The organism is Nocardia sp. NPDC004860, from assembly GCF_040609015.1.
Taxonomy (GTDB): domain Bacteria; phylum Actinomycetota; class Actinomycetes; order Mycobacteriales; family Mycobacteriaceae; genus Nocardia.
Genome location: NZ_JBEXJI010000039.1, coordinates 53368 through 78488, shown reverse-complemented (window position 1 = coordinate 78488; position 25121 = coordinate 53368). Strand labels below are relative to the sequence as shown.

At 67.9% G+C, this 25121-nt stretch carries 27 protein-coding genes and 1 pseudogene; 20 read left to right on the top strand and 8 right to left on the bottom strand.

What is annotated here, in order from left to right; all coding sequences use genetic code 11:
- Nucleotides 1–249: pseudogene (locus ABZV44_RS41235) on the top strand (long-chain fatty acid--CoA ligase); the annotation flags it as partial.
- Between the two features lie 261 nt (nt 250–510).
- Here ABZV44_RS41235 and ABZV44_RS41230 read toward each other — a convergent pair.
- A complete protein-coding gene (locus ABZV44_RS41230; protein ID WP_354849369.1) occupies nt 511–837 on the bottom strand; it encodes a helix-turn-helix domain-containing protein in 327 nt (108 codons plus the stop codon).
- 109 nt (nt 838–946) lie between these two features.
- Between ABZV44_RS41230 and ABZV44_RS41225 the strand changes: the two genes are divergently transcribed.
- Both ABZV44_RS41225 and ABZV44_RS41220 read left to right on the top strand, forming a co-directional pair.
- Entirely contained in the window at nt 947–1825 is an 879-nt protein-coding gene (locus ABZV44_RS41225; protein WP_354849367.1) for an alpha/beta fold hydrolase, read from the top strand.
- Between the two features lie 10 nt (nt 1826–1835).
- Nucleotides 1836–2852, top strand: coding sequence for a YncE family protein (locus ABZV44_RS41220; RefSeq protein ID WP_354849365.1), 1017 nt, complete (start codon nt 1836–1838; stop codon nt 2850–2852).
- Here ABZV44_RS41220 and mqo read toward each other — a convergent pair.
- Nucleotides 2783–4261, bottom strand: a complete 1479-nt coding sequence (mqo, locus tag ABZV44_RS41215; RefSeq protein WP_354849363.1) for a malate dehydrogenase (quinone) — start codon at nt 4259–4261, stop codon at nt 2783–2785. The two genes, ABZV44_RS41220 and mqo, sit on opposite strands and share 70 nt — an antisense overlap.
- A 92-nt stretch (nt 4262–4353) precedes the next feature.
- Between mqo and ABZV44_RS41210 the strand changes: the two genes are divergently transcribed.
- On the top strand, nt 4354–5307 hold the full coding sequence (locus tag ABZV44_RS41210) for a LysR family transcriptional regulator (RefSeq protein ID WP_354849360.1): 954 nt from the start codon (nt 4354–4356) through the stop codon (nt 5305–5307).
- On the opposite strand, the gene ABZV44_RS41205 is transcribed toward ABZV44_RS41210, so the two are convergent.
- Nucleotides 5273–6625, bottom strand: coding sequence for an FAD-binding oxidoreductase (locus ABZV44_RS41205; RefSeq protein WP_354849357.1), 1353 nt, complete (start codon nt 6623–6625; stop codon nt 5273–5275). The two genes, ABZV44_RS41210 and ABZV44_RS41205, sit on opposite strands and share 35 nt — an antisense overlap.
- 23 nt (nt 6626–6648) lie before the next feature.
- A complete protein-coding gene (locus ABZV44_RS41200) occupies nt 6649–7113 on the bottom strand; it encodes an NUDIX hydrolase (protein ID WP_354849354.1) in 465 nt (154 codons plus the stop codon).
- Nucleotides 7114–7321: 208 nt separating this feature from the next.
- On the opposite strand from ABZV44_RS41200, the gene ABZV44_RS41195 reads away from it, so the two are divergent.
- From ABZV44_RS41195 to ABZV44_RS41160, 8 genes are all read left to right on the top strand, one after another.
- Nucleotides 7322–7993: an NAD(P)H-binding protein gene (locus tag ABZV44_RS41195; RefSeq protein ID WP_354849351.1), complete on the top strand. Its 672-nt coding sequence runs from the start codon at nt 7322–7324 to the stop codon at nt 7991–7993.
- Between the two features lie 116 nt (nt 7994–8109).
- A complete protein-coding gene (locus tag ABZV44_RS41190) occupies nt 8110–9348 on the top strand; it encodes a MoxR family ATPase (protein ID WP_354849348.1) in 1239 nt (412 codons plus the stop codon).
- 26 nt (nt 9349–9374) lie between these two features.
- A complete protein-coding gene (locus ABZV44_RS41185; RefSeq protein ID WP_354849346.1) occupies nt 9375–10349 on the top strand; it encodes a DUF58 domain-containing protein in 975 nt (324 codons plus the stop codon).
- Between the two features lie 17 nt (nt 10350–10366).
- Nucleotides 10367–11371: a VWA domain-containing protein gene (locus tag ABZV44_RS41180; RefSeq protein ID WP_354849391.1), complete on the top strand. Its 1005-nt coding sequence runs from the start codon at nt 10367–10369 to the stop codon at nt 11369–11371.
- A 49-nt stretch (nt 11372–11420) separates the two neighbouring features.
- The gene (gene fabG1, locus ABZV44_RS41175) at nt 11421–12140 is read left to right on the top strand and encodes a 3-oxoacyl-ACP reductase FabG1 (RefSeq protein WP_354849343.1); all 720 of its coding nucleotides are present in this window, start codon (nt 11421–11423) and stop codon (nt 12138–12140) included.
- A 77-nt stretch (nt 12141–12217) separates the two neighbouring features.
- Nucleotides 12218–13057, top strand: a complete 840-nt coding sequence (inhA, locus tag ABZV44_RS41170) for an NADH-dependent enoyl-ACP reductase InhA (protein WP_354849340.1) — start codon at nt 12218–12220, stop codon at nt 13055–13057.
- Between the two features lie 33 nt (nt 13058–13090).
- On the top strand, nt 13091–14179 hold the full coding sequence (locus ABZV44_RS41165; protein WP_354849338.1) for a ferrochelatase: 1089 nt from the start codon (nt 13091–13093) through the stop codon (nt 14177–14179).
- 10 nt (nt 14180–14189) lie between these two features.
- A complete protein-coding gene (locus ABZV44_RS41160; RefSeq protein ID WP_354849335.1) occupies nt 14190–14423 on the top strand; it encodes a hypothetical protein in 234 nt (77 codons plus the stop codon).
- A 16-nt stretch (nt 14424–14439) separates the two neighbouring features.
- Here the strand turns inward: ABZV44_RS41160 and ABZV44_RS41155 are convergent, their stop codons facing one another.
- Nucleotides 14440–15132 (bottom strand): hypothetical protein, encoded by a 693-nt coding sequence (locus ABZV44_RS41155; protein WP_354849333.1) that lies wholly within the window; start codon nt 15130–15132, stop codon nt 14440–14442.
- 110 nt (nt 15133–15242) lie between these two features.
- On the opposite strand from ABZV44_RS41155, the gene msrB reads away from it, so the two are divergent.
- The 3 genes from msrB (at nt 15243) to ABZV44_RS41140 (ending at nt 17563) form a co-directional block, all read left to right on the top strand.
- Nucleotides 15243–15698: a peptide-methionine (R)-S-oxide reductase MsrB gene (gene msrB / locus ABZV44_RS41150; protein ID WP_354849330.1), complete on the top strand. Its 456-nt coding sequence runs from the start codon at nt 15243–15245 to the stop codon at nt 15696–15698.
- The gene (gene msrA, locus ABZV44_RS41145; protein ID WP_354849327.1) at nt 15695–16207 is read left to right on the top strand and encodes a peptide-methionine (S)-S-oxide reductase MsrA; all 513 of its coding nucleotides are present in this window, start codon (nt 15695–15697) and stop codon (nt 16205–16207) included. The genes msrB and msrA overlap by 4 nt, the downstream gene beginning before the upstream one ends.
- Nucleotides 16208–16348: 141 nt before the next feature.
- On the top strand, nt 16349–17563 hold the full coding sequence (locus ABZV44_RS41140; RefSeq protein WP_354849324.1) for an FAD-dependent monooxygenase: 1215 nt from the start codon (nt 16349–16351) through the stop codon (nt 17561–17563).
- A 56-nt stretch (nt 17564–17619) separates the two neighbouring features.
- Here ABZV44_RS41140 and ABZV44_RS41135 read toward each other — a convergent pair whose 3' ends face one another.
- Both ABZV44_RS41135 and ABZV44_RS41130 read right to left on the bottom strand, forming a co-directional pair.
- Nucleotides 17620–17814 carry a hypothetical protein gene (locus ABZV44_RS41135; protein ID WP_354849321.1) on the bottom strand — a complete coding sequence of 65 codons (195 nt, stop codon included), beginning with the start codon at nt 17812–17814 and terminating at the stop codon, nt 17620–17622.
- Nucleotides 17815–18013: 199 nt separating this feature from the next.
- Nucleotides 18014–19156, bottom strand: a complete 1143-nt coding sequence (locus ABZV44_RS41130; RefSeq protein WP_354849318.1) for an acyl-CoA dehydrogenase family protein — start codon at nt 19154–19156, stop codon at nt 18014–18016.
- Nucleotides 19157–19231: 75 nt separating this feature from the next.
- Between ABZV44_RS41130 and ABZV44_RS41125 the strand changes: the two genes are divergently transcribed.
- Nucleotides 19232–19828 (top strand): TetR family transcriptional regulator, encoded by a 597-nt coding sequence (locus tag ABZV44_RS41125; protein ID WP_354849316.1) that lies wholly within the window; start codon nt 19232–19234, stop codon nt 19826–19828.
- Nucleotides 19829–19919: 91 nt separating this feature from the next.
- Nucleotides 19920–21407 carry an FAD-dependent oxidoreductase gene (locus tag ABZV44_RS41120; RefSeq protein WP_354849313.1) on the top strand — a complete coding sequence of 496 codons (1488 nt, stop codon included), beginning with the start codon at nt 19920–19922 and terminating at the stop codon, nt 21405–21407.
- 4 nt (nt 21408–21411) lie between these two features.
- On the opposite strand, the gene ABZV44_RS41115 is transcribed toward ABZV44_RS41120, so the two are convergent.
- Nucleotides 21412–22158 (bottom strand): serine protease, encoded by a 747-nt coding sequence (locus tag ABZV44_RS41115; protein ID WP_354849311.1) that lies wholly within the window; start codon nt 22156–22158, stop codon nt 21412–21414.
- 72 nt (nt 22159–22230) lie between these two features.
- On the opposite strand from ABZV44_RS41115, the gene ABZV44_RS41110 reads away from it, so the two are divergent.
- The 3 genes from ABZV44_RS41110 to ABZV44_RS41100 all read left to right on the top strand — a co-directional run bounded on the left by ABZV44_RS41110 (nt 22231) and on the right by ABZV44_RS41100 (nt 25103).
- A complete protein-coding gene (locus ABZV44_RS41110) occupies nt 22231–22746 on the top strand; it encodes a pyridoxamine 5'-phosphate oxidase family protein (protein ID WP_354849308.1) in 516 nt (171 codons plus the stop codon).
- Between the two features lie 117 nt (nt 22747–22863).
- Nucleotides 22864–23589 (top strand): helix-turn-helix transcriptional regulator, encoded by a 726-nt coding sequence (locus tag ABZV44_RS41105; RefSeq protein ID WP_354849388.1) that lies wholly within the window; start codon nt 22864–22866, stop codon nt 23587–23589.
- A 62-nt stretch (nt 23590–23651) separates the two neighbouring features.
- Nucleotides 23652–25103, top strand: coding sequence for a DUF222 domain-containing protein (locus ABZV44_RS41100; protein ID WP_354849305.1), 1452 nt, complete (start codon nt 23652–23654; stop codon nt 25101–25103).
- Nucleotides 25104–25121 lie beyond the last annotated feature (18 nt).

Here is a 25121-nt window from a genome sequence, read left to right as displayed (position 1 = left end):
GACGAGCACCCGCTGGTGCGCGAGTCGGCGGTGATCGGGGTCCCGCACGAGGATCTGGGCCAGGAGGTCGCCGCGATCGTGGTGGTCGACGACCCACAGCAGCTGTCGGAGGACGAGTTGCGCGATCACGTGGCCAGACAGCTGGCCTACTTCAAGGTGCCCGCCCGCTGGCTGGTCACCGCGGAACCCCTGCCGCGCAACGCAACCGGCAAGGTACTACGCCGCGACCTAACCCTGGGATTCCACTGAGCCGGCTGACGCCGAGACTCGCCCGGCCGCGCATTCAGCGCACATGCCGATCACGAACAACCGCGTGAGCAGGTGCACCGGCCGCGGACCCCGCACGGAATTCCAGGCCACCAGTGTGACCACCACCGTCACGACCGCCACAGCGATCACCGCATGGACGAGGTAGTCGCTGGTGAGACTGATCGGGTCGCGCGGCACGGTTTCGGGGTCACCGAATAGAGGTGGTGCGGTGCCACCACCGGCGCGGGATCGGCTTGTCGCTCAAGGGTGTTCGGTGGCCCAGGCGCAGATGGCGGCCAAGGGTGTTTCGAGGGACTTGCCGAGCTCGGTGAGCGAGTACTCGATGTGCTGCGGGGCGGTCTCCTTGTAGACGTGGCGTTCGACCAGGCCATCGGATTCCATGCCGCGCAGGGTTTCGGTGAGGACCTTCTGGGTGATGCCGGGCAGGCGGCGGCGCAGCGCGGCGGGGCGTTGCGGGCCGTCGAGTAGTGCGTAGATCAGCAGGATGCGCCATTTCGCGGCGAGGCGTTCGAGGGCCTGCCGGGTCGTGCAGGATTCCTCGAGCACGTCCGGGATGACCGCTGCCATGTCGCCTCCATTCGGAAGGGCACCGCGAAGTGCCTTCTATCGGTGGCCGGGGTCCGCGCCTACCGTCTGTCTCACCGTAATGCGATGAATTCGAGGAGGAGGGCACGAAATGACGGTCAGCACAGTTCCGTTCACGGTCACCCGGGACGGGGATCGGCTGGTGGGCACGCTGTACCTGCCGGGGGGAACGCCGACGGGGGTCGTGGTCACCACCGGGCCGTTGACCTCCGTCAAGGAGCAGGCGGCGGGCGTGTACGCGGAGGCGCTGGCGCGGCGCGGGTTCGCGGCGCTGGCCTTCGATCACCGCACGTTCGGTGAGAGTGATGGTGTGCCACGGCAATTGGAGGATCCGCTGGGCAAGGCCGCCGATATCGCGGCGGCGGTGTCGGCGTTGCAGGACGATGAGCGGTTCGCGGGCAAGACCGTGGTCGCGCTGGGTGTGTGCGCCGGCGGCGGCTACATGGCGCGGGCCGTCGCCGATGATGCGCGCATCCGGGCTTTCGCCGGTGTCGCCGGGGTCTACCCGGATGTGGCCGCCAACCCGGGGGATCCGGCGGTGGTCGAGCGGGGACGCCGGGCTCGGGAACGCCGGCTGGCCACCGGTGAGGTCGAGACCATCCCGGCCGTGGCGGCCGACAACGGGGATGTCGCCATGCCGCTGCGGGAGGCGTTCGAGTACTACGGCACCCCGCGCGGTGCGGTCCCCAACTATACGAATGGTTTCGCGGTCGAATCCTTCGAGCACACGGCCGGTTTCGACGTCCAGGAGGCCGCCGCGCGACTGACGGTTCCCTTCCTGCTCGTGCACTCCGAGAACGCATTGGTCCCGTCCTGGGCCCGCACGTTCTATGCTGCGGTGGCATCCCCGAAATCGGAGCTGTGGCTGAACTCGGTCGGCCAGATCGACTTCTACGACGATCCCCGCCTGATCGAGCCCGCCGCCGACGCGGCCGCCGCGCTGTTCCGCGACGTCTGCCGAGTCCCATGAGGTGAGCCGGATGTGGTCGAGACAGGTGGGGTGGGTGCTGGTCGGGGCCATGGTGGCGGCGGCCTGTTCCGCTGCTCGGGGACCGGCCACGACCGGCGGCCAGCTGCCGCTGCGCAAGGTCGCGGAGGTCGCCTTGACCGGGGGCTCCGGCCGATTCGATTATGCGAGCCTGGATTCCGACCGCGGGCTGATGTTCCTGGCGCACATGGGGGCCGGTGAGATCGTCGAGGTCGATGTCCGGGCACACACCGTGGTTCGGACTATCCCCGACGCGCCCGATGTGCACGGCGTGCTGGTCGTCCCGGGGAAGCATCGCGTCTACGCCACCGTGACGGGTCGCGACCAGGTCGTGGCACTGGACGAGGACAGCGGGGCGGTGCTGTTCACCGCCCCGACCGGCGCCTATCCCGACGGACTGGCCTACGACCCCGTGCGGAACGCGGTATGGACCACCAACGAGCGGGCGGGCAGCGAGACCGTTGTCGACGCGGACGGCGGAACCGTCCGCGGCACCGTCGGGCTGGGCGGGGAGGTGGGCAATGTCGTCTACGACGCCGCGGTCGATCGGATGGTGGTCGCGGTGCAGGGCCGTGGCGAGCTCGCCGTCATCGCACCGGATTCGCTGACCGTCACCGGCCGCATCCCCACACCCGGATGTTCGGGGCCGCATGGTCAGGCACTCGATGCAAGCGCGCAGATCATGTATGTCGGATGTGAGGACAACGCGACGCTCATCACGGTGGATCTCGCGAAACATGCAGTGACCGACCACAACAGTGTGGGGGAGACGCCCGATGTCCTTGCCTACGATCCGGGTCCCCAACGGGTGTATGTGGCCAGTGAGAGCGGGTGGGTGAGCGTCTTCGATCGGCGGGACGGACATCCGAAGCCGGCCGGAGCCGCGCACCTCGCGGACGGCGCGCACATCGTGGTCGTCGATCCCGCCGATCATCACAGCTACTTCCCGATCGCCACCGGGAGGTCGGGCAGCGCACCCGCGCTCTGGGAGTTCGAGCCGTCGGCATAGCCCGGCATGAGCTCCCGCAGTGTCGATTCCCACTGCGAATGCTGTTGCGGGAAGCACCGGTTCAACAGGTCGGCCATGATGGCGGGCGCGGTCGAGGCACCGGGCGACGCGCCCAGCAGTCCGGCAATGGTGCCGTCCGCGCCGGTGACCAGCTCGGTGCCCATGGTCAGCACGCCGAGGCGGTCGGGGTCGGGTTTGACCAGCTGGGCGCGCTGACCGGCCCGCACCAGGTACCAGTCGGCGGGGTCGGCGTCGGGGTAGAACCGTTGCAGCTGTGCGAATTTGCGGCGGCGTGTCGAGAGCAGTTCGCGAATCAGATAGCGCACCAGCGGCAGGTTCTGGAGGCCCGCGGCCACCAGCGACACGATATTCGAGGCCCGCAGGGTGGTGAACAGATCGGTGAGCCTGCCGTGCTCGAGCAGCCGCGTACTGAACGTGGCGTAGGGGCCGAACAGCAGCGACGATTCGCCGTCGACGATGCGTTTGTCCAAGTGCGGCACGGACATCGGGGGAGCGCCGATCAGCGCCTGACTGTAGACCTTCGCCTCGTGCCGGGCCACGACGTCGGGGTTGTCGGTGCGCAGGAACTGCGCGCCGACCGGGAAGACCCCGTAACCGCGAACCTCGGGAATCCGGGCCTTCTGGAGCAGCTTCAGGGCGTAGCCGCCCGCCCCGACGAACACGAAGCGCGCGCGGATGGTGAAGCGCTGCCTGCTGTTCCGGTCGCGTCCGGTCACCGTCCAGATGCCGTCGTCGCCGCGCCGCAGCCCGGTGACCTCGTGGCCGGTGCGCAACTGGCCGCCCGCACCGGTCATGGCCGCCACCAGGGATGCGGTGAGCGCTCCGAAATCGACATCGGTGCCGCCCTCGTACCGGGTGGCCGCCATCGGCTCACCCGGTTCACGCTCCGCCATCAGCAGGGGAGCCCACCGCGCGATCACGGCCGGATCCTCGCTGTACTCCATCGCCGAGAACGCGGGCAATGCCCGCAGCGTCTCGAAACGCCGACGCAGGTATGCCACATCCCGCTCGCCGAACACCACATCCATGTGCGGCGTCGCGGTGACGAAGGTCGTATCCGGCAGCATGCCCCGATCCGCGAGGCCCGCCCAGAGCTGCCGCGACAGCGCGAACATGGACGCGATTTCCGCCGATTTGCTCGGATCGCCCGCATCCGGCATGTAGTTGAGTTCGCAGAACCCCGAGTGTCCCGTGCCGGCGTTGTTCCACGGATTCGAGCTCTCCGCGGCGACGCGGTCGAGCCGTTCCAGCAGGACCATCGACCAGTCCGGTTGCAGCGCCGCGATCATCGCGCCGAGGGTGGCGGACATGATGCCGCCTCCGATCAGTACGACATCGAGAACCGCTGTGTCCGTGTGGGATTCGGTGCTGTCGGCGTGTGTGTCCATCTGACTGACCTCCTCGGTTGCTGGTACCGATAATCGTCACGCCGCGCCTATTCATCCGTCCAATGTTCGTTTCGAGTGATTATGATCCGAATATGGATGGATTGCCGTCTGCTCAGGTCGAGGCCCTGATTCCGCTGCTCGCCGCGTTCGACGCGGCCGCGGCGGAGGGGCACATCACACGCGCGGCGCAGCGGCTCGGCGTGCCGCAGTCGTCGCTGAGCCGCCGGTTGAAAGCGGTCGAGCAGGCCGTCGGGGTGAAGTTGTTCCAACCGGTCGGTCGCCGAGTCGCGCTCACCGCCGCGGGCCAGGAGCTGTTCGACCGCACGCGCGGACTGGTCCAGGCGCTCGGCGACGCGGTCGACGTGGTCCGCAGCGACGCCGATCCGGAGAGCGGCCTGGTCCGCTTCGGCTTCCCCTTCACCCTGGGCCCGGTCAGCATCCCGTCACTGCTGGCCGACTTCCACGCGGGCGCACCCCGCATCCGCCTGAGTCTGGTGCAGGCGCACGGCACCGCCCTGGCCGAGATGGTCCGCGAGGGTCGCCTCGATCTGGCCGTCACCATCCCCGCGCCCGAGGACCTGCCCGCGATCATCCTCGGGTTCCGGCGCCTGCACCTCTATGTCGCGAACGCCCACCCGCTCGCGACCCGGGGACTGGTCGATCTCGCCGAACTCGCCGACGAGCCGTTCATCGCCAATCCGCCGACCTATCACCTGCGCCGGCTCGTCGACTCCTGGTGCGCCGAGGCCGGATTCACCCCGGATGTCGGCTTCGAGATCACCGAGTTCGAAACCCTGCGCGCCCTGGTCGCCCAGAACCTCGGCATCGCGGTGCTCCCGGCCCCGGAGACCCCGCACCCCGGCCTCACGCGTGTCCCCCTGACCGGGGAGCGGGAGCGCAGCATCGGCCTGGTCTCCGGCAATCACCGTCCGACGCCCGCCGTGGCGCGCCTGCGCGATCATGTTGCGGCGCACGCCATGTCGTACCTCGAGCACGCGCGCGAGACCGTGGTCAGGAGCCGCTGGGAAGCGGATTTCCCGGGTTGACGTCGAGCACCTTGCCGGGGTTGAGCAGTCCCAGCGGGTCGAGCGCCCGCTTCACCGCCGCCATCAGATCCACCGCGGCCCCGTGCTCTTCCCGCAGATACTTCTTCTTGGCCAGCCCGATCCCGTGCTCACCGGTGGCGGTGCCGCCGACCTCGAGCGCATGCCGCACCACCAGATCCGAGAACCGCTGCGCCGCCTCGTATTCGGCCTCGGTATAGGGAACGATGGTGTGGACGTTCCCGTCCCCGATATGCCCCGCGACGGTGATGTTCAGCCCGAGCTCGGCCCCCAGCCGGGTGGCGGTCTCCACGGCCCCCGCGATCCGCGAATAGGGCACGGCGGTATCGGTGATCATGAACCGGCAGCCGGGATTGCTCGCCTTGACCGCGAAGTAGAGATTGTGCCGATCCTCCCAGAGCGCGTGCCGATCCCCGTGCGTGCGTGCGGTCGCCACCTCGATCGCATCGTGTGCGGCGGCGATCCGCCCGATCTCCTGCTCATTCGCCGCGACGGCCGCGGACGAACCGGATTCGATGTCGATGAACAGGGCGGGTGTCTCGGCGTACGCGGTACCGCGGAACATGTTGATGGCCGCCATGCTCGGCGCGTCCACCAGTTCCAGCCGGCTCACCGGCAGCGCCGCGCCCAGCATCTCGACCGCGGTGTCCACGGCATCGGCCACCGTCGGGAACGAAATGCGCAGCGAGTGAATCCATTCCGGAATCGGATGCAGCTTCACGGTCAGCTCGGTGATGATCCCGAGCGTGCCCGCCGACCCGATGAGCAGGTCCTTCAGGTCGTATCCGCTCGAGGATTTGCGCACTGCGCGCCCGATCCGGGTGACGGTGCCGTCGGCGAACACCGCCTGCAGCGCGAGCACATTGGCCCGCATGCCGCCGTACCGGACGGTGGTGGTGCCGCTGGCATTGGTGGCCGCCATCCCGCCCAGTGACGCGTCGGCACCGGGATCCACCGTGAACTGCAGCCCGAATTCGGCGGCCGCCGCATTGAGCCGGGTCCGGCTGACGCCGGGCTGCACCGTGGCGGTGAAGTCGCCGGGGGAGATGTCGAGGATCTTGTCGGCCTGGGTGAAGTCCAGGATCAGCTCGTCACCTCGGGCCAGGAGATGCCCTTCCAGGCTGGTCCCGGCCCCGCGCGCAATCAAGGGCGTGCGGTGCTCCCGGGCCCAGTCGACCACGGTCACCACGTCTTCGGCGGTGACCGGATAGACCACGCCGCGAGGACGCCGCCCAGCCCGGCCGGTCTCGTCGACCGTGAATTGGTCGAGGACCACCGGACGAGTGTCGATCTCGAGCATGTGGTCCTCCGCAGCGGCGAGTGCTACTCCTGGTACGTCCTGAGAATACGGCGGATCGACGGGGTGACCGGCAGTTCACCACTGAGCGGGACCCACCGGTACTCGGCGTAGTTCGTGACCCGCACCGGCCCAGCACTCGCCACCGAGGCCGCGAAATGTTCTCTGCGGACCCGCTTTCCGGCACTCGAGAGGTAGTCGAAGCTGCCGAGGTGGCGCACGACGTCGACCACCGCGAGCCCGGTCTCCTCCCGCACCGCCCGCACCACCGCGCCGGCCAGCGACTCGCCCGGGCGGACCACCGTCCCGGGCAGGTGTAGCGGACTGCGTCCCTCGACGTGCTCCTCGTGCTCGAGCATCAGCACCGCGTCATTGTGTTCGACAACCACTCCCACCCGTAGCGCGACCCCGTCGGCGGCCGCCCGCTCCCGGAGTTCTTCCAGCACCGTCTCGCCGATGGATTGCCTGGGCGAAACCTCGAAATCCCACACGTCACACCACATCCCGTATCACCGGACACCGTCGACCGATACCGACAACGCTACCGGCGCAGAAGCGGTCGGCGGCAGAGACATTCGCAAGATTAGACGCATCTTCGCCCGGCGCATCGGTGCTCCGGAAACTTTCTGGTACCGATCGAATCCTTCCGCCGGTCCGATGGGAAGCTGAGGGTGTGCCCGCCTACGAGAGGAGTCACCGATGAAGGTATTCCAGATCGGAGCGGCCGGCGGTATCGGACGCCGTCTGTCGACGCTGCTGACCGCACGCGGTGACGAGGTCACCGGCATGCACCGCAACCCGGACCAGGCGGCGACGATCGCCGCGACCGGCGCGAACCCGGTGGCCGGCGACCTGGTCACCGATTCGGTGGACGAACTGGCCGCCAAATTCCACGGCCACGACGCCATCGTCTTCTCCGCGGGCGCGCACGGCACCGGGATGGACCAGACCTCGCTGATCGATGGCAGGGGACTGGAAAAGTCGGCCGATGCCGCACGATTTGCCGGTGTTGCCCGTTTCGTTCTGGTGTCCGTGTTCCCCGACGCGGGTCGCGATCTCAAAACAACACCCGCCTTCGAGCACTACATGCGCGTGAAGAAGATGGCCGACGCCTACCTCGTCGCCACCGACCTCGACTGGCTCATCGTGCGTCCCGGCACACTGCGCAACGAACCCGGAAAAGGCCTGGTCACGGCCGGACTGGCAATCGAATACGGCGACGTCCACCGCGACGACGTCGCCGCCTTCATCGACGTCGCCCTGCACCGCCCGGCCCTCAACCGCGTCATCATCGAACTGACCGACGGTCACACCCCCGTCGCCGACGCCGTCGAACTGGTCCTCGACCACGCCACCACGGCCAGGAAATAGCCGAAAGCCACATTTCACGACCGAAATTCGCGCCGCGATCGGATCCGGGTGCGGCAATTGCGCGAGATACCTGGAATAGTTGGGGCGGAACGCACAGGACCAAGGCGAAAGCGGGGATGTTGGTGACTTCGACTGACGGTGTGAGCGGGGTAAGCACGGTGAAGGATGCACCGCCCTCGCCTCCGAACACCCTCGAGCGCGATGTCCAGACCCTGGAAAAGGCGATCTACGAAGTCAAGCGGGTGATCGTCGGTCAGGATCGGCTGGTCGAGCGGCTGTTGGTCGGTGTCCTCGCCAAGGGGCACGTGCTGCTGGAGGGCGTGCCGGGTATCGCCAAGACCCTGGCCGTGGAGACCTTCGCGAAGGTGGTGGGGGGCAGCTTCTCGCGCGTGCAGTTCACCCCGGACCTGGTGCCCACCGACCTCGTGGGTACCCGCATCTACCGGCAGGGCCGCGAGGAGTTCGACACCGAGCTGGGCCCGGTGGTCGCCAACTTCGTGCTCGCCGACGAGATCAACCGCGCGCCCGCCAAGGTGCAGTCCGCACTGCTCGAGGTGATGGCCGAGCGGCACGTGTCCATCGGCGGCAAGACCTACCCGATGCCGAATCCGTTCCTGGTCATGGCGACCCAGAACCCGATCGAGTCGGAGGGCGTGTACCCGCTGCCCGAGGCGCAGCGCGACCGCTTCCTGTTCAAGGTCGTCGTCGACTACCCCTCCGTCGAGGAGGAGCGCGAGATCATCTACCGGATGGGTGTCACCCCGCCGGAGGCCAAGCGGGTGCTCGATCCGGAGGAACTGGTCCGGCTGCAGAGCGTGGCCGCCAATACGTTCGTCCACCACGCGCTGGTCGACTACGTGGTCCGCGTGATCGCCGCGACCCGCAAGCCCGCCGACTTCGGCATGCAGGACGTGGCCGGCTGGATCTCCTACGGCGCCTCGCCGCGCGCCTCGCTCGGCATCATCGCCGCCGCCCGCGCGGTCGCGCTGATCCGCGGCCGCGACTACGTGGTCCCGCAGGATGTCGTCGAGGTGATCCCCGATGTGCTGCGCCACCGCCTGGTGCTGTCCTACGACGCCCTCGCCGACGAGGTCAGCCCCGACGATGTGATCAAGCGCGTGCTGCAGACCGTCGGCCTGCCGCAGGTCGCCGCCCAGGCCAATGCCCCGGCCGGCGCCCCCGCGCCCGCCGCGCCGATGCCCGCCCCGGCGCAGCCGCCGGTGCTGGGCCCGCACGGCGCCCCGCAGCAGCCCGGCGTGGCCGCCCAGGGCATTCCGCAGCCGCCGCAGCAGGGTATTCCGCAGCCCCCCAACGGTCAGGTGTCCGGAGTTCCCGGTCAGCCCCAGCCGAAGTGAGGCCGGTCTCGGAATCGATTGCGCCCGTGACGATCTCACCCCCCAGCGGCTCCACGCACGCCCCGCCCTCGTTCCGGCAGGGGCAGCTGACCGACCCGCGGTTGTCGGCGGCGTTGAAGACGCTCGAACTCACCGTGCGCCGGCGTCTGGACGGCGTGCTGCACGGTGACCACCTGGGCCTGATCCCCGGCCCCGGCTCCGAACCCGGTGACGCCCGCATGTATCAGCCGGGCGACGATGTGCGGCAGATGGATTGGTCGGTCACCGCCCGCACCACCCATCCGCACGTGCGGCAGATGATCGCCGACCGCGAACTCGAGACCTGGCTGGTCATCGACCTGTCGGCCAGTGTCGACTTCGGTACCGCGCTGTGCGAGAAGCGGGATCTGGTGGTCGCCGCGGCGGCCGCGGTCACGCATCTGACCAGTGGCGGCGGCAACCGGATCGGCGCGGTGGTGGCCAATGGCCAGCAGCTGATCCGGATTCCGGCCCGCAGCGGCCGCGTGCACGAGCAGGCGATGCTGCGCAAGATCGCGACCACCCCGCACGCTCCCGACGGGGTGCGCGGTGATCTGCGCGGGGCCATCGAGGCCCTGCGCCGCCCGCAGCGCAAACGCGGTCTGGCCGTGGTCGTCTCCGATTTCCTCGGGGACATCGACTGGCAGCGTTCGCTGCGCGCCATCTCCGGCCGCCACGACCTGCTCGGCGTCGAGGTGCTCGACCCGCGCGATCTGGAGTTGCCGGACGTCGGCGATGTGGTCCTGCACGACCCGGAGTCGGGCCGGACCCGGGAATTCAGTGTGACCCCCACGCTCCGTACCGATTTCGCGCGCGCCGCGCAGCGTCATCGCGACCAGGTCGAGCAGGCGCTGCGCAGCTGCGGTGCGCCGGTGATGACCCTGCGCACCGATCGCGACTGGATCGCGGACGTGGTCAGATTCGTGTCGACCCGGCGCCACACCTTCGGCGCCCCGACTGCCGGGCGGGTGCCGCGACAGTGAGCATTGGCAATGTCACTTTGAGCCTTTCGCATTTCACGGCGCAGTACTGGCTGGGATTCCTGGCCGTGCTGGCCGCGATCGCGCTGATCTACATCCTGATCCAGCAGCGGCGGCGAAAGCACATGCTGCGCTTCGCCAATATGGATCTGCTGGAGAAGGTCGCGCCCTCGCAGCCCAAGCCGTGGCGGCACATTCCGGTGGCGCTCACCCTGGTGGGCCTGATCTTCCTGACCTTCGCCGCCGCCGGTCCGACCGCGGCCAAGAAGGTGCCGCGCAACCGGGCCACGGTCATCCTGGTGATCGACGTGTCGCTGTCCATGGAGGCGACCGACGTGCCGCCCAGTCGAATTCAGGTGGCCAAGAAGGCCGCCAAGGAGTTCGCGGACAATCTGACGCCCGGTATCAACTTGGGTCTGGTCACCTTCGCCGGTACCGCGTCGGTGCAGGTGTCGCCGACGACCAATCGGGAAGCGGTCAAGGCGGCCATCGACAATATGAAGCTGGCCGAGCGCACCGCCACCGGCGAGGGCATTCTCACCGCCCTGCAGTCGATCGACACACTGGCGTCGGTGCTGGGCGGCGCGGAGAAGCCGCCGCCGGCCCAGATCGTCATGATGTCCGACGGTAAGCAGACCGTTCCGGACGACAAGGACGTCGAGAACCCTCGCCACGGCTTCACCGCCGCGCGGCTGGCGAAGGAGAAAGGCATTCCGGTGTCGACGATTTCGTTCGGCACCACCTGGGGCACCGTCGAGATTCCGGATCAGGACGGCAAGGGTTCGCAGCGGGTGCGGGTGCCGGTGGACGACGATTCGCTGCGCGAGATCGCGAAGTTGTCCGGCGGCGAGTTCTTCACCGCCTCCACGCTGGAGGAACTCAAGAACGTCTATGCCCATTTGGAAGAGCAGATCGGCTACGAGACCACCATGGGCGACGCCAGCCGTCCGTGGCTGTTGCTCGGCCTGCTGGTGACCGCCGGTGGCGTGCTCACCGCCCTGCTCTATCGTCAGCGTCTGCCGTAAATCGGTACCGCGCGCCGAGTCCCGAACACGAACAGATAGGTTTGCCCTTATGTCGAACATCACATCCCGGTCGGTACTGGTGACCGGCGGTAACCGCGGCATCGGTCTCGCGGTCGCCCAGCGCCTGCTCGCCGACGGACACAAGGTCGCCGTGACTCATCGTGGGTCCGGCGTGCCCGAGGGGCTTTTCGGCGTGAAATGCGATGTGACCGATACTGAATCGGTCGATCGGGCGTTCTCCGAGGTGGAGGCGCACCAGGGTCCGGTCGAGGTGCTGGTCGCCAACGCGGGCATCACCGATAACACACTGCTCATGCGGATGAGCGACGAACAATTCGAGCGCGTCGTCGACGCCAACCTGACCGGTGCGTTCCGGTGCGCCAAGCGCGCGAATCGCGCCATGCTGCGGGCGAAGTGGGGCCGCATCATCTTCCTCGGTTCGGTGGTCGGCCAGATCGGTGCGCCCGGGCAGATCAACTACTGCGCCTCCAAGGCCGGTCTGGTCGGCATGGCGCGCTCGATCACACGTGAACTCGGTTCGCGCAATATCACCGCGAATGTCGTCGCGCCGGGGTTCATCGACACCGATATGACCCGCGAGGACGTGTCGGAGGAGATGCGCGAGGGCGTGCTCAAGGCCATTCCGGCGACCCGGATCGGTCGTCCCGAGGAAGTTGCCGCGGCCATCAGCTTCCTGGCCTCCGAGGACTCGTCCTACATCTCCGGCGCGATCATCCCGGTCGACGGCGGTTTGGGCATGGGCCACTGAGCCTTTGGCTCAGAGACCTACCCCTGACCAGAGACCTCAACCCCAGCATTTTCATAACGAGGAGAACCGACCAACCCATGGGTGGATTGCTCGAAGGCAAGACCGTACTCATCACCGGCATCATCACCGACTCGTCCATCGCCTTCCACGCGGCCGCGGTCGCGCAGGAGCAGGGCGCGAAGGTGATCATCACCGGTATCCCGGAGCGGCTGCGGCTCATCGACCGCATCGCCAAGCGCCTGCCCCAGGAGGTGCCCCCGGCCATCGGTCTCGACGTCACCAGCGAAGCGGATCTGGCGAACCTGCCGGAGCAGCTGCGTGAGCTCGCGCCCGAGGGCATCGACGGGGTGCTGCACTCGATCGCCTTCGCCCCCAAGACCCTGATGGGTCCGGACGCCGTGGCGTTCCTCGACGGCCCGGGCCCGGATGCGGCCAAGGCGTTCGAGATCTCGGCCTGGTCCTACGCTTCGCTCGCGCGCGCCGTGCTGCCCGCCATGAACGAGGGCGGCTCCATCGTGGGCATGGACTTCGATCCGCGCACCGCCATGCCGTACTACAACTGGATGGGTGTCGCCAAGGCGGCGCTGGAGTCGGTGAACCGCTATGTGGCGCGGGAAGTCGGCAATGCCAAGAAGGTCCGCTCCAACCTGATCGCGGCCGGTCCGATCAAGACCCTCGCCGCCAAGGCCATCGCGGGTACCGCCACCGATGACGCCAAGCAGCTGAACATGCTCAACGAGTACTGGGACGGCGCGTCCCCGATCGGCTGGGATGTCGACGACCCGACCGTGGTGGCCAAGTCCATCGTGGCCATGCTGTCGGACTGGCTGCCCGGCACCACCGGTTCGATCATCTACGTCGACGGCGGCGCCAGCCACAACACCTGGTTCCCGGAAGCCGGTTTCGGCGGCAACTGATCCGGACGAGGTTCGAGGGTAAGGAGGAGAGCAGTGGCTGCGGAGCCCACGGCTCGTGAAGTGGACGCCCTGCTACTGCTGTCCTTCGGCGGTCCCGAGCGCCCCGAGGATGTGATGCCGTTCCTGGAGAACGTCACTCGGGGCCGGGGCGTGCCGCCGGAGCGTCTCGCCGAAGTCGCACAGCACTACCTGCACTTCGGCGGGGTATCGCCGATCAATGCCCTGAACCTGGACATCATCAAGGCCATCGAGGCCGAATTCGCCACGCGCGGTATCGATCTGCCGGTGTACTTCGGCAACCGCAACTGGCACCCGATGGTCGAGGAGACCGTCGAGCGCATGCGCGCGGACGGTGTCCGGTCCGCGCTGGTGTTCCCGACCTCGGCGTGGGGCGGCTACTCCGGCTGCCTGCAGTACCACGAGGACATCGTGCGTGCCCGGGCGGCGGTCGCCGACGCTCCCGAATTGGTGAAGCTGCGCCAGTATTTCGACCATCCGCTGTTCATCGGAGCCTTCGCGGACTCGATCCGCGCGGCCGTCGCGGAACTGCCGGCCGACAAACGCGAGTCCGCCCGGCTGGTCTTCACCGCCCACTCGGTGCCGGTCTCCGCCGATGTCGCCTCCGGCCCGCCCGCCGAGCAGCACCTCTACAGTCGTCAGGTCGCCGAGGCGGCCCGATTGTGCGCTGCCGCAACCGGATTCGACGACTACGACCTGGTGTGGCAGTCGCGTTCCGGCCCGCCGCAGATCCCGTGGCTCGACCCCGACATCGTCGATCACCTCGACGCCCTCGCCGCGCGTGGCGTGGACGCGGTCGTGGTGTGCCCGGTCGGCTTCGTCTCCGATCACCTCGAGGTCATCTGGGACCTGGACAACGAGGCGAAGGAGCGGGCCGCCGAACTGGGCATGGCCTTCGCCCGCGCCGCCACACCCGGCCCGGACCCGCGCTATGCGCAGCTGGTCGCCGACCTGGTGGACGAGTACCGCAGCGCCGCCGCGCCGGCCCGCCTGAGCGAGATCACCGCCCTGGGCTGCACCGTCAACGGCGCGCCCTGCGTCGTCGGCTGCTGTGCCCTCCCGCCGCGCCGCCCCGCGGTGGCACCGGCGGCCGCCGAATTGTAGTCTCGCCCAGGTGACTACACCCGGACGCGGAACCCCGCAACGCCGTCAGCCCGCCTCGAGCGGTGCCGCCGCCCGCAAGCAGCGCACCTTTGGCCCGCCGGACATGTTCGTCTGGGCGCCGGTCCTGACGCTGTTCCTCGCCGCCGGTATCGTCGGCACCATCGGCCAGTCCATCGGCTTCGCCGCCGCCTTCGTCGGTGTCGCGGTGATCATGCTCGTCGCCGACATGTGGTTCAACCGCTGACACAACAGGTTCGGCACTACTTCAGGACATTGACCGCACGGGCGATGACCAGGCTCACGGTGATCAGTGAGATCGCCGATTGGATCATCATCAGGGTTTTCGCCCAGCGGGACATCGGCATCACGTCGGTCGGGCTGAACGCGGTGGCGTTGGTGAAGGACAGGTAGAGGTAATCCGGAAATTGCGGTTCCCACTCGGGATCCGTGAGATCCGGATTCTGCATCTGGACCCACAGGAAATCGGGATAGGGCTTGCGGGCGTGGGCTCGGGCGGCGGGCCCGCCGCGGTCGAAATCCCAGTACCAGAGCGCGAATACGAGCACATTGGTCAGCCAGACCGCGCCGCCGGAGGTCAGCAGGCCGGCCGCATTGTCGCTGACCGTGCCATCGATCAGGGCCCGTACCAGTTGCGCTACCGACCACACCATGGCGAATCCGAGCAACGCCATCAGCAGCAGGCTGAAGCGGCGCAGGCGGACCTCGTCCCGGTCGAGGCGGACGGGGTTGCCGATCATCAGCACGATCAGCAACAGCAGCCCGATGCCCGGGACGACCCAGCGCGGTCCGGCAATGAATTGCGCGGGCAGATAGAACTGCACGACCAGGATCCCCACGATGGCCGCTGTCGCCGCCCACCGTGATTCCCCTGCAGTTCGCCGTGCCCACGCGGGCACCTGATCGTCGTCGGTCTCGTTCCCGGGCGCGCTCACGCCGGTGAGTATGCCCGGCGGCCAATGGTGACAGAAGTATGACGCGGGGTTGAGGGTGGACTTTCCAGCGGGCAGGGTGGGTTGTAGCTGAGGCCGATCAAGGAGGTCATGTGGCACGGGAGTACAACCGGAATCCGGCGGCTGTGGCCGCGCTGTCGCCTGAGCAGTATCACGTCACGCAGGAGAACGGGACCGAGCGGGCGTTCACGGGCGAGTACTGGGACAACCACGAGCCTGGTATCTATGTGGATGTGGTATCGGGTGAGCCGTTGTTCGCGTCGACGGACAAGTTCGAGAGCGGATCGGGGTGGCCGAGTTTCACCAAGCCGATCGACAACACCAATGTGGTCGAGAAGCGGGATCTGAGCCACTTCATGCTCCGGACCGAGGTGCGCTCGTCGCACGGCGACAGCCATCTGGGTCATGTGTTCACCGATGGGCCGCGCGATGCGGGCGGGCTGCGCTACTGCATCAACTCGGCGTCGCTGCGGTTCATCCACCTCGACCAGCTCGAGGCCGAGGGCTACGGGCAGTACAAGTCTCTGTTCACGAAGGAGGAAGCGTGACCGATACGCGGAAGGCCATTCTGGCCGGCGGATGCTTCTGGGGCATGCAGGATCTCATCCGGAAGCAGCCGGGTGTGCTGTCGACCCGGGTGGGTTACACGGGTGGTCGCAACGACAACCCGAACTACCGCAATCACCCCGGGCACGCGGAGGCGGTGGAGATCGTCTACGACCCCGCGCAGACGGATTACCGTGCGCTGCTGGAGTTCTTCTTCCAGATCCACGATCCGAGCACCAGGGATCGGCAGGGCAATGACATCGGGACGAGCTACCGCTCTGCCATCTTCTACCTGGACGACGAGCAGAAGCGGGTCGCCGAGGACACCATCGCCGACGTCGACGCCTCCGGCCTGTGGCCGGGCAAGGTGGTCACCGAGGTGACCCCGGCGAGCACGTTCTGGGAGGCCGAGCCGGAGCACCAGGACTACCTGGAGCGGTTCCCGAACGGCTACACCTGCCACTTCCCGCGGCCGGGCTGGAAGCTGCCGAAGCGGCAGGCCACGGCGTAGATCCGAGTGGGCCTCATCGGGGTGTGTCCCCGGTGAGGCCCCTTTTTGTTCCACGAACTAGTTGCGAGGCAACTAGTTTCATGGATACTATTGCTGCAGCGGTCACGGAGGTGATCGAAGGAATCGGGGAAGGCATTAGTCATGAACGGCATCAAGAAGGCACTGATCATCGGCGGCGGCATCGCGGGCCCGGTGACCGCACTGGCGCTGCAGAAGGCCGGCATCGAGGCAACGGTGTACGAGGCGTACCCGGCCGCGGCCGACACCGGCGCGATGCTTACCGTAGCGCCGAACGGCCTTGCGGCACTGGGGATCATCGGCGCGGACAAGCTCGTCGAGGCCGCCGGGCACCCGCTGCACAGCATGGTGATGGAGACCGGCACGGGCCGCACGCTCATGCAGGTCGACGCGCTGCCCGGCCTGCCGCCGAGCTGCACCATCCTGCGCTCGGACCTGTTCCGGGTGCTGCACGACCACGCGGTCGCCAACGGCATCACCATCGAGCACGGTAAGCGGCTGGTCGACCTCGAGCAGACCGAGACGGGCGTGATCGCGCAGTTCGAGGACGGCACCACGGCCACCGCGGACATCCTGATCGGCGCGGACGGCATCCACTCCACCGTGCGCACCCTGATCGATCCGCAGGCCCCCGGTCCGGAGTACACCGGCCTGATGAGCTTCGGCTTCGGCGAATTCACCCCGGACGGAAAGCTTTCCGACGGCGGCGAGGGCGATATCGAGGCGATGCACTTCGCATTCGGCAAGCGTGCCTTCTACGGCTACTGGCGTCAGCCGAACGGCAAGTATGTCTTCTTCAGCAACTTCCCGCAGGAACAGCCCATGACCCTCGCCGAGGCGAAGGCCGTGCCCGCCGAAGACTGGCTGGCGAAGCTGCGCGCCGCCCACATCGGTGACACTCCCGGCGAGCGGCTGTTCGCCGAGGCCGGCGTCGAGGACATGATCGTCACCGGCCCGATGGAGCGGATGCCCCACGTGCCCAACTGGTTCCGCGGTCGCGTGGTCCTGGTCGGCGACGCCGTGCACGCCCCGTCCTCCAGCTCGGGCCAGGGGGCGTCGCTGGCCGTCGAGTCGGCCGTCGAGCTGGCCCGCTGCCTGCGTGACATCCCGGACCCCGCAGCGGCTTTCACGGCCTACGAGCGCCTGCGCCGCACGCGCGTCGAGGACATCTCGGACAATGCCGCCAAGACCAACAACGGCAAGACCTCCGGCCCGGTCGCCAAGGCCCTGTTCGGTCTGATGATGCCTATCGCGACCCGCACCTTCCTCAAGCCGGAGAAGATGTTCGGCCCGGTCCACCGTTTCGTCATCGACTGGGACGCAACGGTTGCCGCGTGAGTCGGGCACAGTGATCCCCGGGGGCAACCGGGGATTCCGCCTGTTCCGGGCGCCGGTCAGCGACGCAGCGCCCGGTACCCGGTCCAGAGCAGCAGGCCCGCCCCGATCACGACGAGAACCCCACCGAGATAACTCCACTCGGAGTGCCCGGTCATCGGCGACCCGTGCAGGGAACCGGCGCCCTGTGCCATCCAGATCACTCCGACGACGCATAGCACGACGCCGATCACGGGGGAGACGATCCGTCCCATGACACCTCCTCGGTGGCCTGAGCTCAGCATAGGACTTCGAGGGGCTCATCGGGCGCTGGGACGCCACCTCCGGCGAGGGTATGGCCGAATGCTGGTCGTGGGGAGGTGAACATCATGAGCTCGTGGAATATCACCGGCGCGGCACCGAGTTCCCAGGTGCCGACCGGCTCCTGGGGCTAGCGCCGCACCGATTCGAGCCTCAGCTGCTCGCGAGGCTCCGCGCGATGACGAGGCGCTGGATCTGGTTGGTGCCCTCGAAGATCTGGGTGATCTTGGCCTCGCGCATGTAGCGCTCGACGGGGAAGTCCTGGGTGTAGCCGTAGCCGCCGAAGACTTGGACGGCGTCGGTGGTGACCTTCATGGCCGCGTCGGTGGCGGTGAGCTTGGCGACGCTGGCCTGGCGGGAGTAGGGGAGGCCGGCGTCGCGGCGGCGGGCGGCGTCGAGGTAGGTGGCGCGGGCGGAGTCGACGGCGGCGGCCATGTCGGCCAGGACGAAGCCGAGGCCCTGGTGGTCGATGATGGGGCGGCCGAAGGCTTCTCGCTCCTTGGCGTAGGCGACGGCGTCGTCGAGGGCGCGCTGGGCGATGCCGGTGGCGACGGCGGCGATGCCGAGGCGGCCGGAGTCCAGGGCGCTGAAGGCGATCGGAAGGCCCTGTCCCGGTTCGCCGATGAGCCGCTCGGCCGGGAGGAAGACGTTGTCGTAGGCGGCGGTGGTGGTCGGGACCGCGCGCAGGCCCATCTTCTCCTCGGGCTTGCCGAACGACAGGCCCTCGGTGCCGGCAGGGACCAGGAAGCACGAGATGCCGCGTGAGCCCTCACCGGTGCGGGCGAACAGGGTGTAGTAATCGGCCTTGCCGCCGTTGGTGATCCACGCCTTGGTGCCGGTGATGCGGTAGCCCCCCTCGGCCTCGACGGCCCGGCAGCGCAGGGCCGCAGCGTCGGATCCGGCATGCGATTCGGACAGGCTGTAGGCGCCGATCAGATTGCCGGACAGCATCTCCGGCAGCCAGCGCTGCTTCTGCTCCTCGGTGCCGTAGGCGAACAGCGGATGGCACGACAGGCTGTGCACGCTCACCGCCACCGCGACCGCCGCCCAGCGCGCGCCGAGTTCCTCGAGCACCTGCAGATACACCTCGTACGGCTGCCCGGCCCCGCCGAACTCCTCCGGATACGGCAGGCTCAGCAGCCCCGCCGCGCCGAGCGCGCGGAAGGCCTCGGCAGGGTAACGCTCCTGCTTCTCGTACTCCACGACCTGGGGCTCGAGCACCTTGTCCGCGATATCGCGGGTGAGCTCGATGAGGTCGCGGGCTTCGGGCGTGGGCAGCAGGCGATCGACGGGCATGCCGGTCACATTACGACCGACACCCAATTGCGTGCAAGGGAGCACGCAATTTCGCAAGGCGGCTAGACTGACCAGGTGGTATCCGGTCTGCCCCCGAACAAGCATCAGGAGAAGAGTCTCCGCACCCGAGCGCTGCTGCTGGATGCGGCCATCGAGAGCCTGGCCGAGGTGGGGTACGCGAGCGCGTCGATCGCCGACATCACCGCGCGGGCCGGGGTGACGCGGGGCGCGCAGCTGCATCACTTCCACACCCGGCAGGAATTGTTCGCCCAGACCATCGAGCATCTGACGCAGCGGCAGGGGGAGGCGCTGCAGCGGCGGGAGCGGACGCTGTCGCGGGCGGCGTCGGCGGGGGAGGTGCTGGTCGAGCTGGTGACCGCACCGTTCGCGGGGAAGCTGGGCAAGGCGGCGGTGGAGTTGTACGTCGGCATCGCCAATGACAAGGACCTGCGGCGGAACATGCTGCGCGTGCAGCACGACCTGACGATCGAACTGCTCGATGCCTGCGGGCGTTTCATCGACGCGCCGCGCGAACGCCTCGAGGCCGCGTTCTGGCTCACCATCAATCTGGTGCGCGGCGCGACCCTCGATGAGATGGTGGGACGGGATCGCCTGCGGCGCAAGCAGGTTCTCGCCGATTGGGCGCGGCTCGCCGAGGGCATGCTCGGGTGAAACACGAACGTTCACGGTCGCGATAACCGACCGTTGAATGGTTCGTGTGTGCCCGGCGGGCCGGGCACACCCTCGGGGGAGGGGCGCCGTCATGGCGATCAATCGGCGAAATCTGTTGCGGGTGGCCGGACTCGGCGCGAGCCTGGCCGCACTCGGGTCGGCGACCGGCTGCGTGCCGGAGGTCCCTGCCGCGCAACCGCCTGCCGGACAGGTGGATTGGGGCGCGCTACGGCAGCGCTCGAGCGGGACACTGAATCTGCCGTCCGACTCCGGTTATGCGACCGCGAAACTGGCCTACAACCCCGCGTTCGACACCCGGCAGCCCGCCGCAATCGCGCAGTGCGCCACGGCTTCCGATGTGCAGGCCTGCGTCGATGCCGCCGCGCGCGCGAAGATCCCGGTGGCGGCACGCAGCGGCGGGCACAGCTACGGCGGCTACTCGACGCCCGACAACGGCCTGGTCGTGGATCTGGGCGGGATGAGCGGGGTCGAGGTGAAAGCGGACGGCACCGCGGTCATCGGTGCGGGCACTCGGCTGATGGACGTGTACTCCGCGCTGGCCCAGGCGGGCCGTTGCCTCCCCGCCGGGTCGTGTCCGACGGTCGGGATCGCCGGGCTGACGCTCGGCGGCGGGGTCGGCGTGCTGGCCGGGAAGTACGGATTGACATGCGACAACCTGGTTTCGGCGCAGGTGGTCACCGCGGACGGCACGCTGCGGACCGCCTCGGCGACCTCGGAACCGGATCTGTTCTGGGCGCTGCGCGGTGGCGGTGGCGGCAACTTCGGCATCGTCACCTCGTTCACCTTCCAGACCGTGGCGGCACCCCAGCTGGCGGTCTTCCAGGTCCGCTTTCCGGCCGGGTCGCTGACCGATGTGCTGGGCGGCTGGCAGGCCTTCACTGCGTCTGCGCCGGACGAATTCTGGTCCACCCTCGGCATTTCCGCCGGGAGCCCGCCGACGTGCCGGATCAATGGCTGCTATGTCGGACCCGAGAGCGCGATGAACAGTCTGCTCGACAAACTGGTGGCAGCCACCAGGACCCAACCGTCCAACAGGTATTCGCTGACCAAGGACTACCTATCGGCAATGATGTATTTCGGTGGGTGCGCGAATTATTCGGTGGAACAGTGCCGGCCGAATTGGAATGGCGGGGGAGTATTGGGTCGCGAGTCGTTCACGGCCTCCTCGCGGGTGCTGACCAAACCGCTTTCCGACCCGAGTCGGTTGACCGCACTGCTCACCGGCCGCGAAGGGATGGATATTCTGCTGGACAGTCTCTCCGGGGCTCCCTCGCGAATCGGCGTGAAGGACACGGCTTTTCCGTATCGCGGCGCGCTGGCGACCGCCCAGATCTATGTCGGGGCCACCACATCGGATGCGCGGAACGCCGTGAACGAGGTTCGGGATCGGCTCGGCGACCTGACCGGGAACACGGCATTCGTCAACTACATCGACCCCGACCTATCGAATTGGGGCAGCGCTTATTACGGCGGCAACGCATCTCGTCTGCACGGCATCGCCGAGCACTACGACCCCGATGGTGTCTTCACCTTCGACCAGTCGGCGTCGAAGGTCTGACGGCTCAGAACGGTGCGGGCAGCCGAGCGTAGACGGTCGGAGAGCCGGCCAGGGCTGTCCCGCGCGCCCACGAGGTGATGCCGGCCAGCTTGCCGTCGACGAGCAGCGGTCCGCCGCTGTCGAATTCGGCGGTGTCGGCCTCGGTCGAGCCGGCGCACACCATCTCGGTGGCATCGAAGACGCCGGGGTAGTCGGCGGCGCAGTCAGCGTCCGAGACCAGTGGGACGGTGGCGCGCCTGAGCACGGTGTTGAACAGGTCGTTTGCGGAGGTGCCGCCCCAGCCGAGCACGGTCGCGCTGCCGCCGTGTGGCGCGGCGATCGACACGGTGGGCCGGTGCTGCGGGGTCGCGAGGGTCAGGATGGCGAGGTCGTGGTGGTAGACGTCGACGCCGTCGACCGTGTCGGAGCGAAAATCGGGGTGCAGGCGAACACCGGTGACACTCACGGTGATTCCCTCGTGTGAGGTCAGGTCGCTGCGATCGAAGGTGACCGTCAGCGCCTGTGGCAGCATTTGGGCGATCGCCACACAGTGGGCGGAGGTGAGCACCTGGTCGGGTGCGATGAGCGCGCCGCCGCAGAACTGGCCGGAGGCGCGGGGGAAGAACAGCGGGGTGCCGACCGCGGCGAGCCAGGGATAGTCGCCGGCCTGGGCTTCGGTGCCGCCGACCACGGCATTCGCCGGGAGTGTGGCGGGGATGACGCAACCGATGAGCGCCGCGGCGAGCACGGCGATCCGGCGGGAGATCGACATCTGGCCATTCAAACAGAGATCAGGGAGTTTCGACGAGCGGAGGTGTCGGTCCCCGGGAGTACGGTCGCGAACATGACCTCCTGGACCGAGTTCGCCGCCGCCGCACCCCGGATCTCGACCATCTTCACCCGTCGTCACGCCGCCACCGGCAACCTGTGCATGCTCGCCACCCTCCGCAAGGACGGCTTTCCGCGTATCAGCCCGCTCGAACCGCGCGTCTTCGAGGGCGAGCTGTGGCTGGTCGGCATGCCGGGAACGAAGAAGTTCGCGGATCTGGCCCGCGACCCACGCTTCTGCCTGCACACGGCGACGGTGGACACGCAGGTCAGCGACGGGGACGTGAAGATCTTCGGCACGGTGCACGATGTCCAGGATCCCGAGCTGCAGCGGCGCTGGGCCGAGGACCTGTTCGCCGAGAGCGGGTTCGACCTGCGCGGCCGCAAGTTCGAGCCGTTCTACGCCGTCGACATCACGGGGGCGTCGTCGGTCGAGATCGTGGACGGGCGCATGGAGGTGACGGCCTGGAAGCCGGGGCAGTCCGAGCACGTGGTCGAGGTCTCCGATGCAGCGGAACCCGCGACTACATAACGTGCAATCTTGCATCGAGTGCAAACAAGCAAAGGATGCAAGTGTGCACGAAGTGCTGAACAAAGGTGTGTTTCAGCGCTTTTCGGGTTCGGGACGCGGTGAGGAGTGGGTGTGGTGATGCAAATCCACCCGCCGCGGGGCTATCGGGAGCGACCGTCGGGGGTCGGCGGCGCGGTGGTGTGGACTCGCGAGGGTGTCGTGGACACGGATCTGCCCGTGCTGCCGGACGGCAGCATGGATCTGCTGTGGATCGACGGGCGACTCTCGGTGGCGGGCCCGGACACCCGCGCCTACCGTCCGCCGGCGGGATTCGCCGACCGGATCGCGGGGATGCGCTTCTTCCCCGGCACGGCCCCGGCTCTGCTCGGGGTGCCCGCGCACGAACTACGCGACGCCAGAGCTGATCTTGCCGACCTCTGGTCACCGGCAGACCTCCGCCGCGCCTCCGAGCTAATCGCCAAGGCGCCGAATCCAACCGTCGGTCTCGAGACCATCGCACGCTGGCGTGCAAGCCGGACCGATGCCGCGGATCCGATGGTGCGGTTCATCGTGACCTCGTTGGGCTCGGGGATGTCGGTGTCGGCGACGGCCGAAGAATTGGGGACGGGTCCGCGGCGGCTGCATCGACTCTCCTTGGTGGCCTTCGGGTATGGGCCGAAGACTCTGGGCCGGGTATTGAGGATGCAGCGGGCATTGGCGCTGGCGCGGGGTGGGACGGGGCTTGCGGAGGTTGCCGCATTAGTGGGATACGCCGATCAAGCGCATTTGACTCGGGATATTCGAGAGTTTTCGGACATGTCGCCCGGGCAATTGCTCGGATTAGTGGAAATGTCCTCGGTCTGAATTTCCTTATATCACATGGTAATTCACGCCATATTAGCATGTGTCAGAGGTAGAATAGATGCATGGATTCGAAGGGGGAAACACTCGACACGTGCGGTATCGCCGACCTGGCGACCGCCGTGCAATCCCTGTCGAATTCCGTCCTTCACGGCAACCTGAACCCGTTCTCCGACAGTGATGTCGTGGATTTGATGCAGCGGCTGGAAACCTGCAAACGTCAACTGTCGGCGCTGGATTCACGCCTGATCATCGAAGCCTGCAATCGTTCGCTGCCCGAAGGTAGCGGGGCGAAGGATGTGGTGCCGTTCCTGCGTCAGACGTTGGGATTGTCGAGGTATGACGCGTCGGTGCGGGTGAAGATCACCCGCCAGTGCGGGGAATTCTTCGAACCCACCGGACACCTGCGCCCGCCCGCGTTGGCTTCGACTGCCGAAGCCTTTGAGGCGGGCGAGATCTCGCGTGATCATGTCCGCAACATCATCGACGTGATGAACCACCTGCCCGCCGACATTCCCGCCGAGACGCGTGCGGAAGCCGAGGACATCCTGGTAGGCCACTCCCGCACCGGCTGGCCCGATGACCTGCCCAAGATCGGCCGCGACATCCTCGCCCGCGTCGACCCCGACGGCAAGGTCGTCTCCGATGCCGACCGCCGTCGCCGCCGCGGCCTGATCCTGGGCCGTCCCGGAGTGGACGGCATGAGCTGGATCGAAGGCTGGATCACCCCCGAACTGCGCGCGCTGCTGGATGCCGTCTTCGCGAAGTTCGCGCGTCCGGGTATGTGCAACATCGACGACGTCGACAGCGTTGCTGCCACGGTCAGGGTCGTCGATTCCAAGGTCCTCGAGGCGGCCGCGCGTCGTGACCGTCGCGATGCCGGTCAGCGCACCCACGACGCGTTGTTCGCGTTGCTGCAGCCCGGTGTCGACCCGGCCAAGCTGGGTTCGCACCGTGGCCTGCCGGTGCAGGCCATCCTGACCATGTCCGTTGCCGATCTAGAGCGTGGGGCCGGGGTCGCGACCACCGCCTCGGGCGGCTATGTCTCGATCAACGAGGCGTTGAAGCTGGCCGAGGGTACCCGTCCGGTGTTGGCGGTCCTCGACGTCGACGGGTTGCCGCTGTACCTGGGTCGCTGCCAGCGCCTGGCCACTCCGGCCCAGCGCCTGGCGTTGATCGCCCGCGACAAGGGCTGCACCCGCCCAGGATGCGACGCACCCGCGAGCATGTGCGCGGTCCACCACATCACCGACTGGGCCAAAGACGGACCCACCGATCTGGCCAACCTGACCCTGGCCTGCGATCACTGCCACGCACTGGTCAACGACAGTCCCGACGGCTGGAAAACCGTTGTCATGGGCAAGGATTCTCCGTATCGGGGGCGGACCGGGTGGATTGCCCCGAAACGTCTTGACCCCACGGGCGCGGCGCGGGTGAACGACAGGCATCACGTGGGGCAGTGGGTCGCCGCTGCCATCGATTACAGTTGCCGAAGGTGGGGTTCACGGGCCGCATGAATCCCGGCTGCGCATGTC

Excerpts from the sequence above, each read along its gene's own strand:
- ABZV44_RS41230 (WP_354849369.1), bottom strand. The coding sequence starts at position 837 with ATGGCAGCGGTCATCCCGGACGTGCTCGAGGAATCCTGCACGACCCGG.
- ABZV44_RS41225 (WP_354849367.1), top strand. The coding sequence starts at position 947 with ATGACGGTCAGCACAGTTCCGTTCACGGTCACCCGGGACGGGGATCGG.
- ABZV44_RS41220 (WP_354849365.1), top strand. The coding sequence starts at position 1,836 with ATGTGGTCGAGACAGGTGGGGTGGGTGCTGGTCGGGGCCATGGTGGCG.
- mqo (WP_354849363.1), bottom strand. The coding sequence starts at position 4,261 with ATGGACACACACGCCGACAGCACCGAATCCCACACGGACACAGCGGTT.
- ABZV44_RS41210 (WP_354849360.1), top strand. The coding sequence starts at position 4,354 with ATGGATGGATTGCCGTCTGCTCAGGTCGAGGCCCTGATTCCGCTGCTC.
- ABZV44_RS41205 (WP_354849357.1), bottom strand. The coding sequence starts at position 6,625 with ATGCTCGAGATCGACACTCGTCCGGTGGTCCTCGACCAATTCACGGTC.
- ABZV44_RS41195 (WP_354849351.1), top strand. The coding sequence starts at position 7,322 with ATGAAGGTATTCCAGATCGGAGCGGCCGGCGGTATCGGACGCCGTCTG.
- ABZV44_RS41190 (WP_354849348.1), top strand. The coding sequence starts at position 8,110 with ATGTTGGTGACTTCGACTGACGGTGTGAGCGGGGTAAGCACGGTGAAG.
- fabG1 (WP_354849343.1), top strand. The coding sequence starts at position 11,421 with ATGTCGAACATCACATCCCGGTCGGTACTGGTGACCGGCGGTAACCGC.
- inhA (WP_354849340.1), top strand. The coding sequence starts at position 12,218 with ATGGGTGGATTGCTCGAAGGCAAGACCGTACTCATCACCGGCATCATC.
- ABZV44_RS41140 (WP_354849324.1), top strand. The coding sequence starts at position 16,349 with ATGAACGGCATCAAGAAGGCACTGATCATCGGCGGCGGCATCGCGGGC.
- ABZV44_RS41135 (WP_354849321.1), bottom strand. The coding sequence starts at position 17,814 with ATGGGACGGATCGTCTCCCCCGTGATCGGCGTCGTGCTATGCGTCGTC.
- ABZV44_RS41130 (WP_354849318.1), bottom strand. The coding sequence starts at position 19,156 with ATGCCCGTCGATCGCCTGCTGCCCACGCCCGAAGCCCGCGACCTCATC.
- ABZV44_RS41120 (WP_354849313.1), top strand. The coding sequence starts at position 19,920 with ATGGCGATCAATCGGCGAAATCTGTTGCGGGTGGCCGGACTCGGCGCG.
- ABZV44_RS41115 (WP_354849311.1), bottom strand. The coding sequence starts at position 22,158 with ATGTCGATCTCCCGCCGGATCGCCGTGCTCGCCGCGGCGCTCATCGGT.
- ABZV44_RS41110 (WP_354849308.1), top strand. The coding sequence starts at position 22,231 with ATGACCTCCTGGACCGAGTTCGCCGCCGCCGCACCCCGGATCTCGACC.
- ABZV44_RS41105 (WP_354849388.1), top strand. The coding sequence starts at position 22,864 with ATGCAAATCCACCCGCCGCGGGGCTATCGGGAGCGACCGTCGGGGGTC.
- ABZV44_RS41100 (WP_354849305.1), top strand. The coding sequence starts at position 23,652 with ATGGATTCGAAGGGGGAAACACTCGACACGTGCGGTATCGCCGACCTG.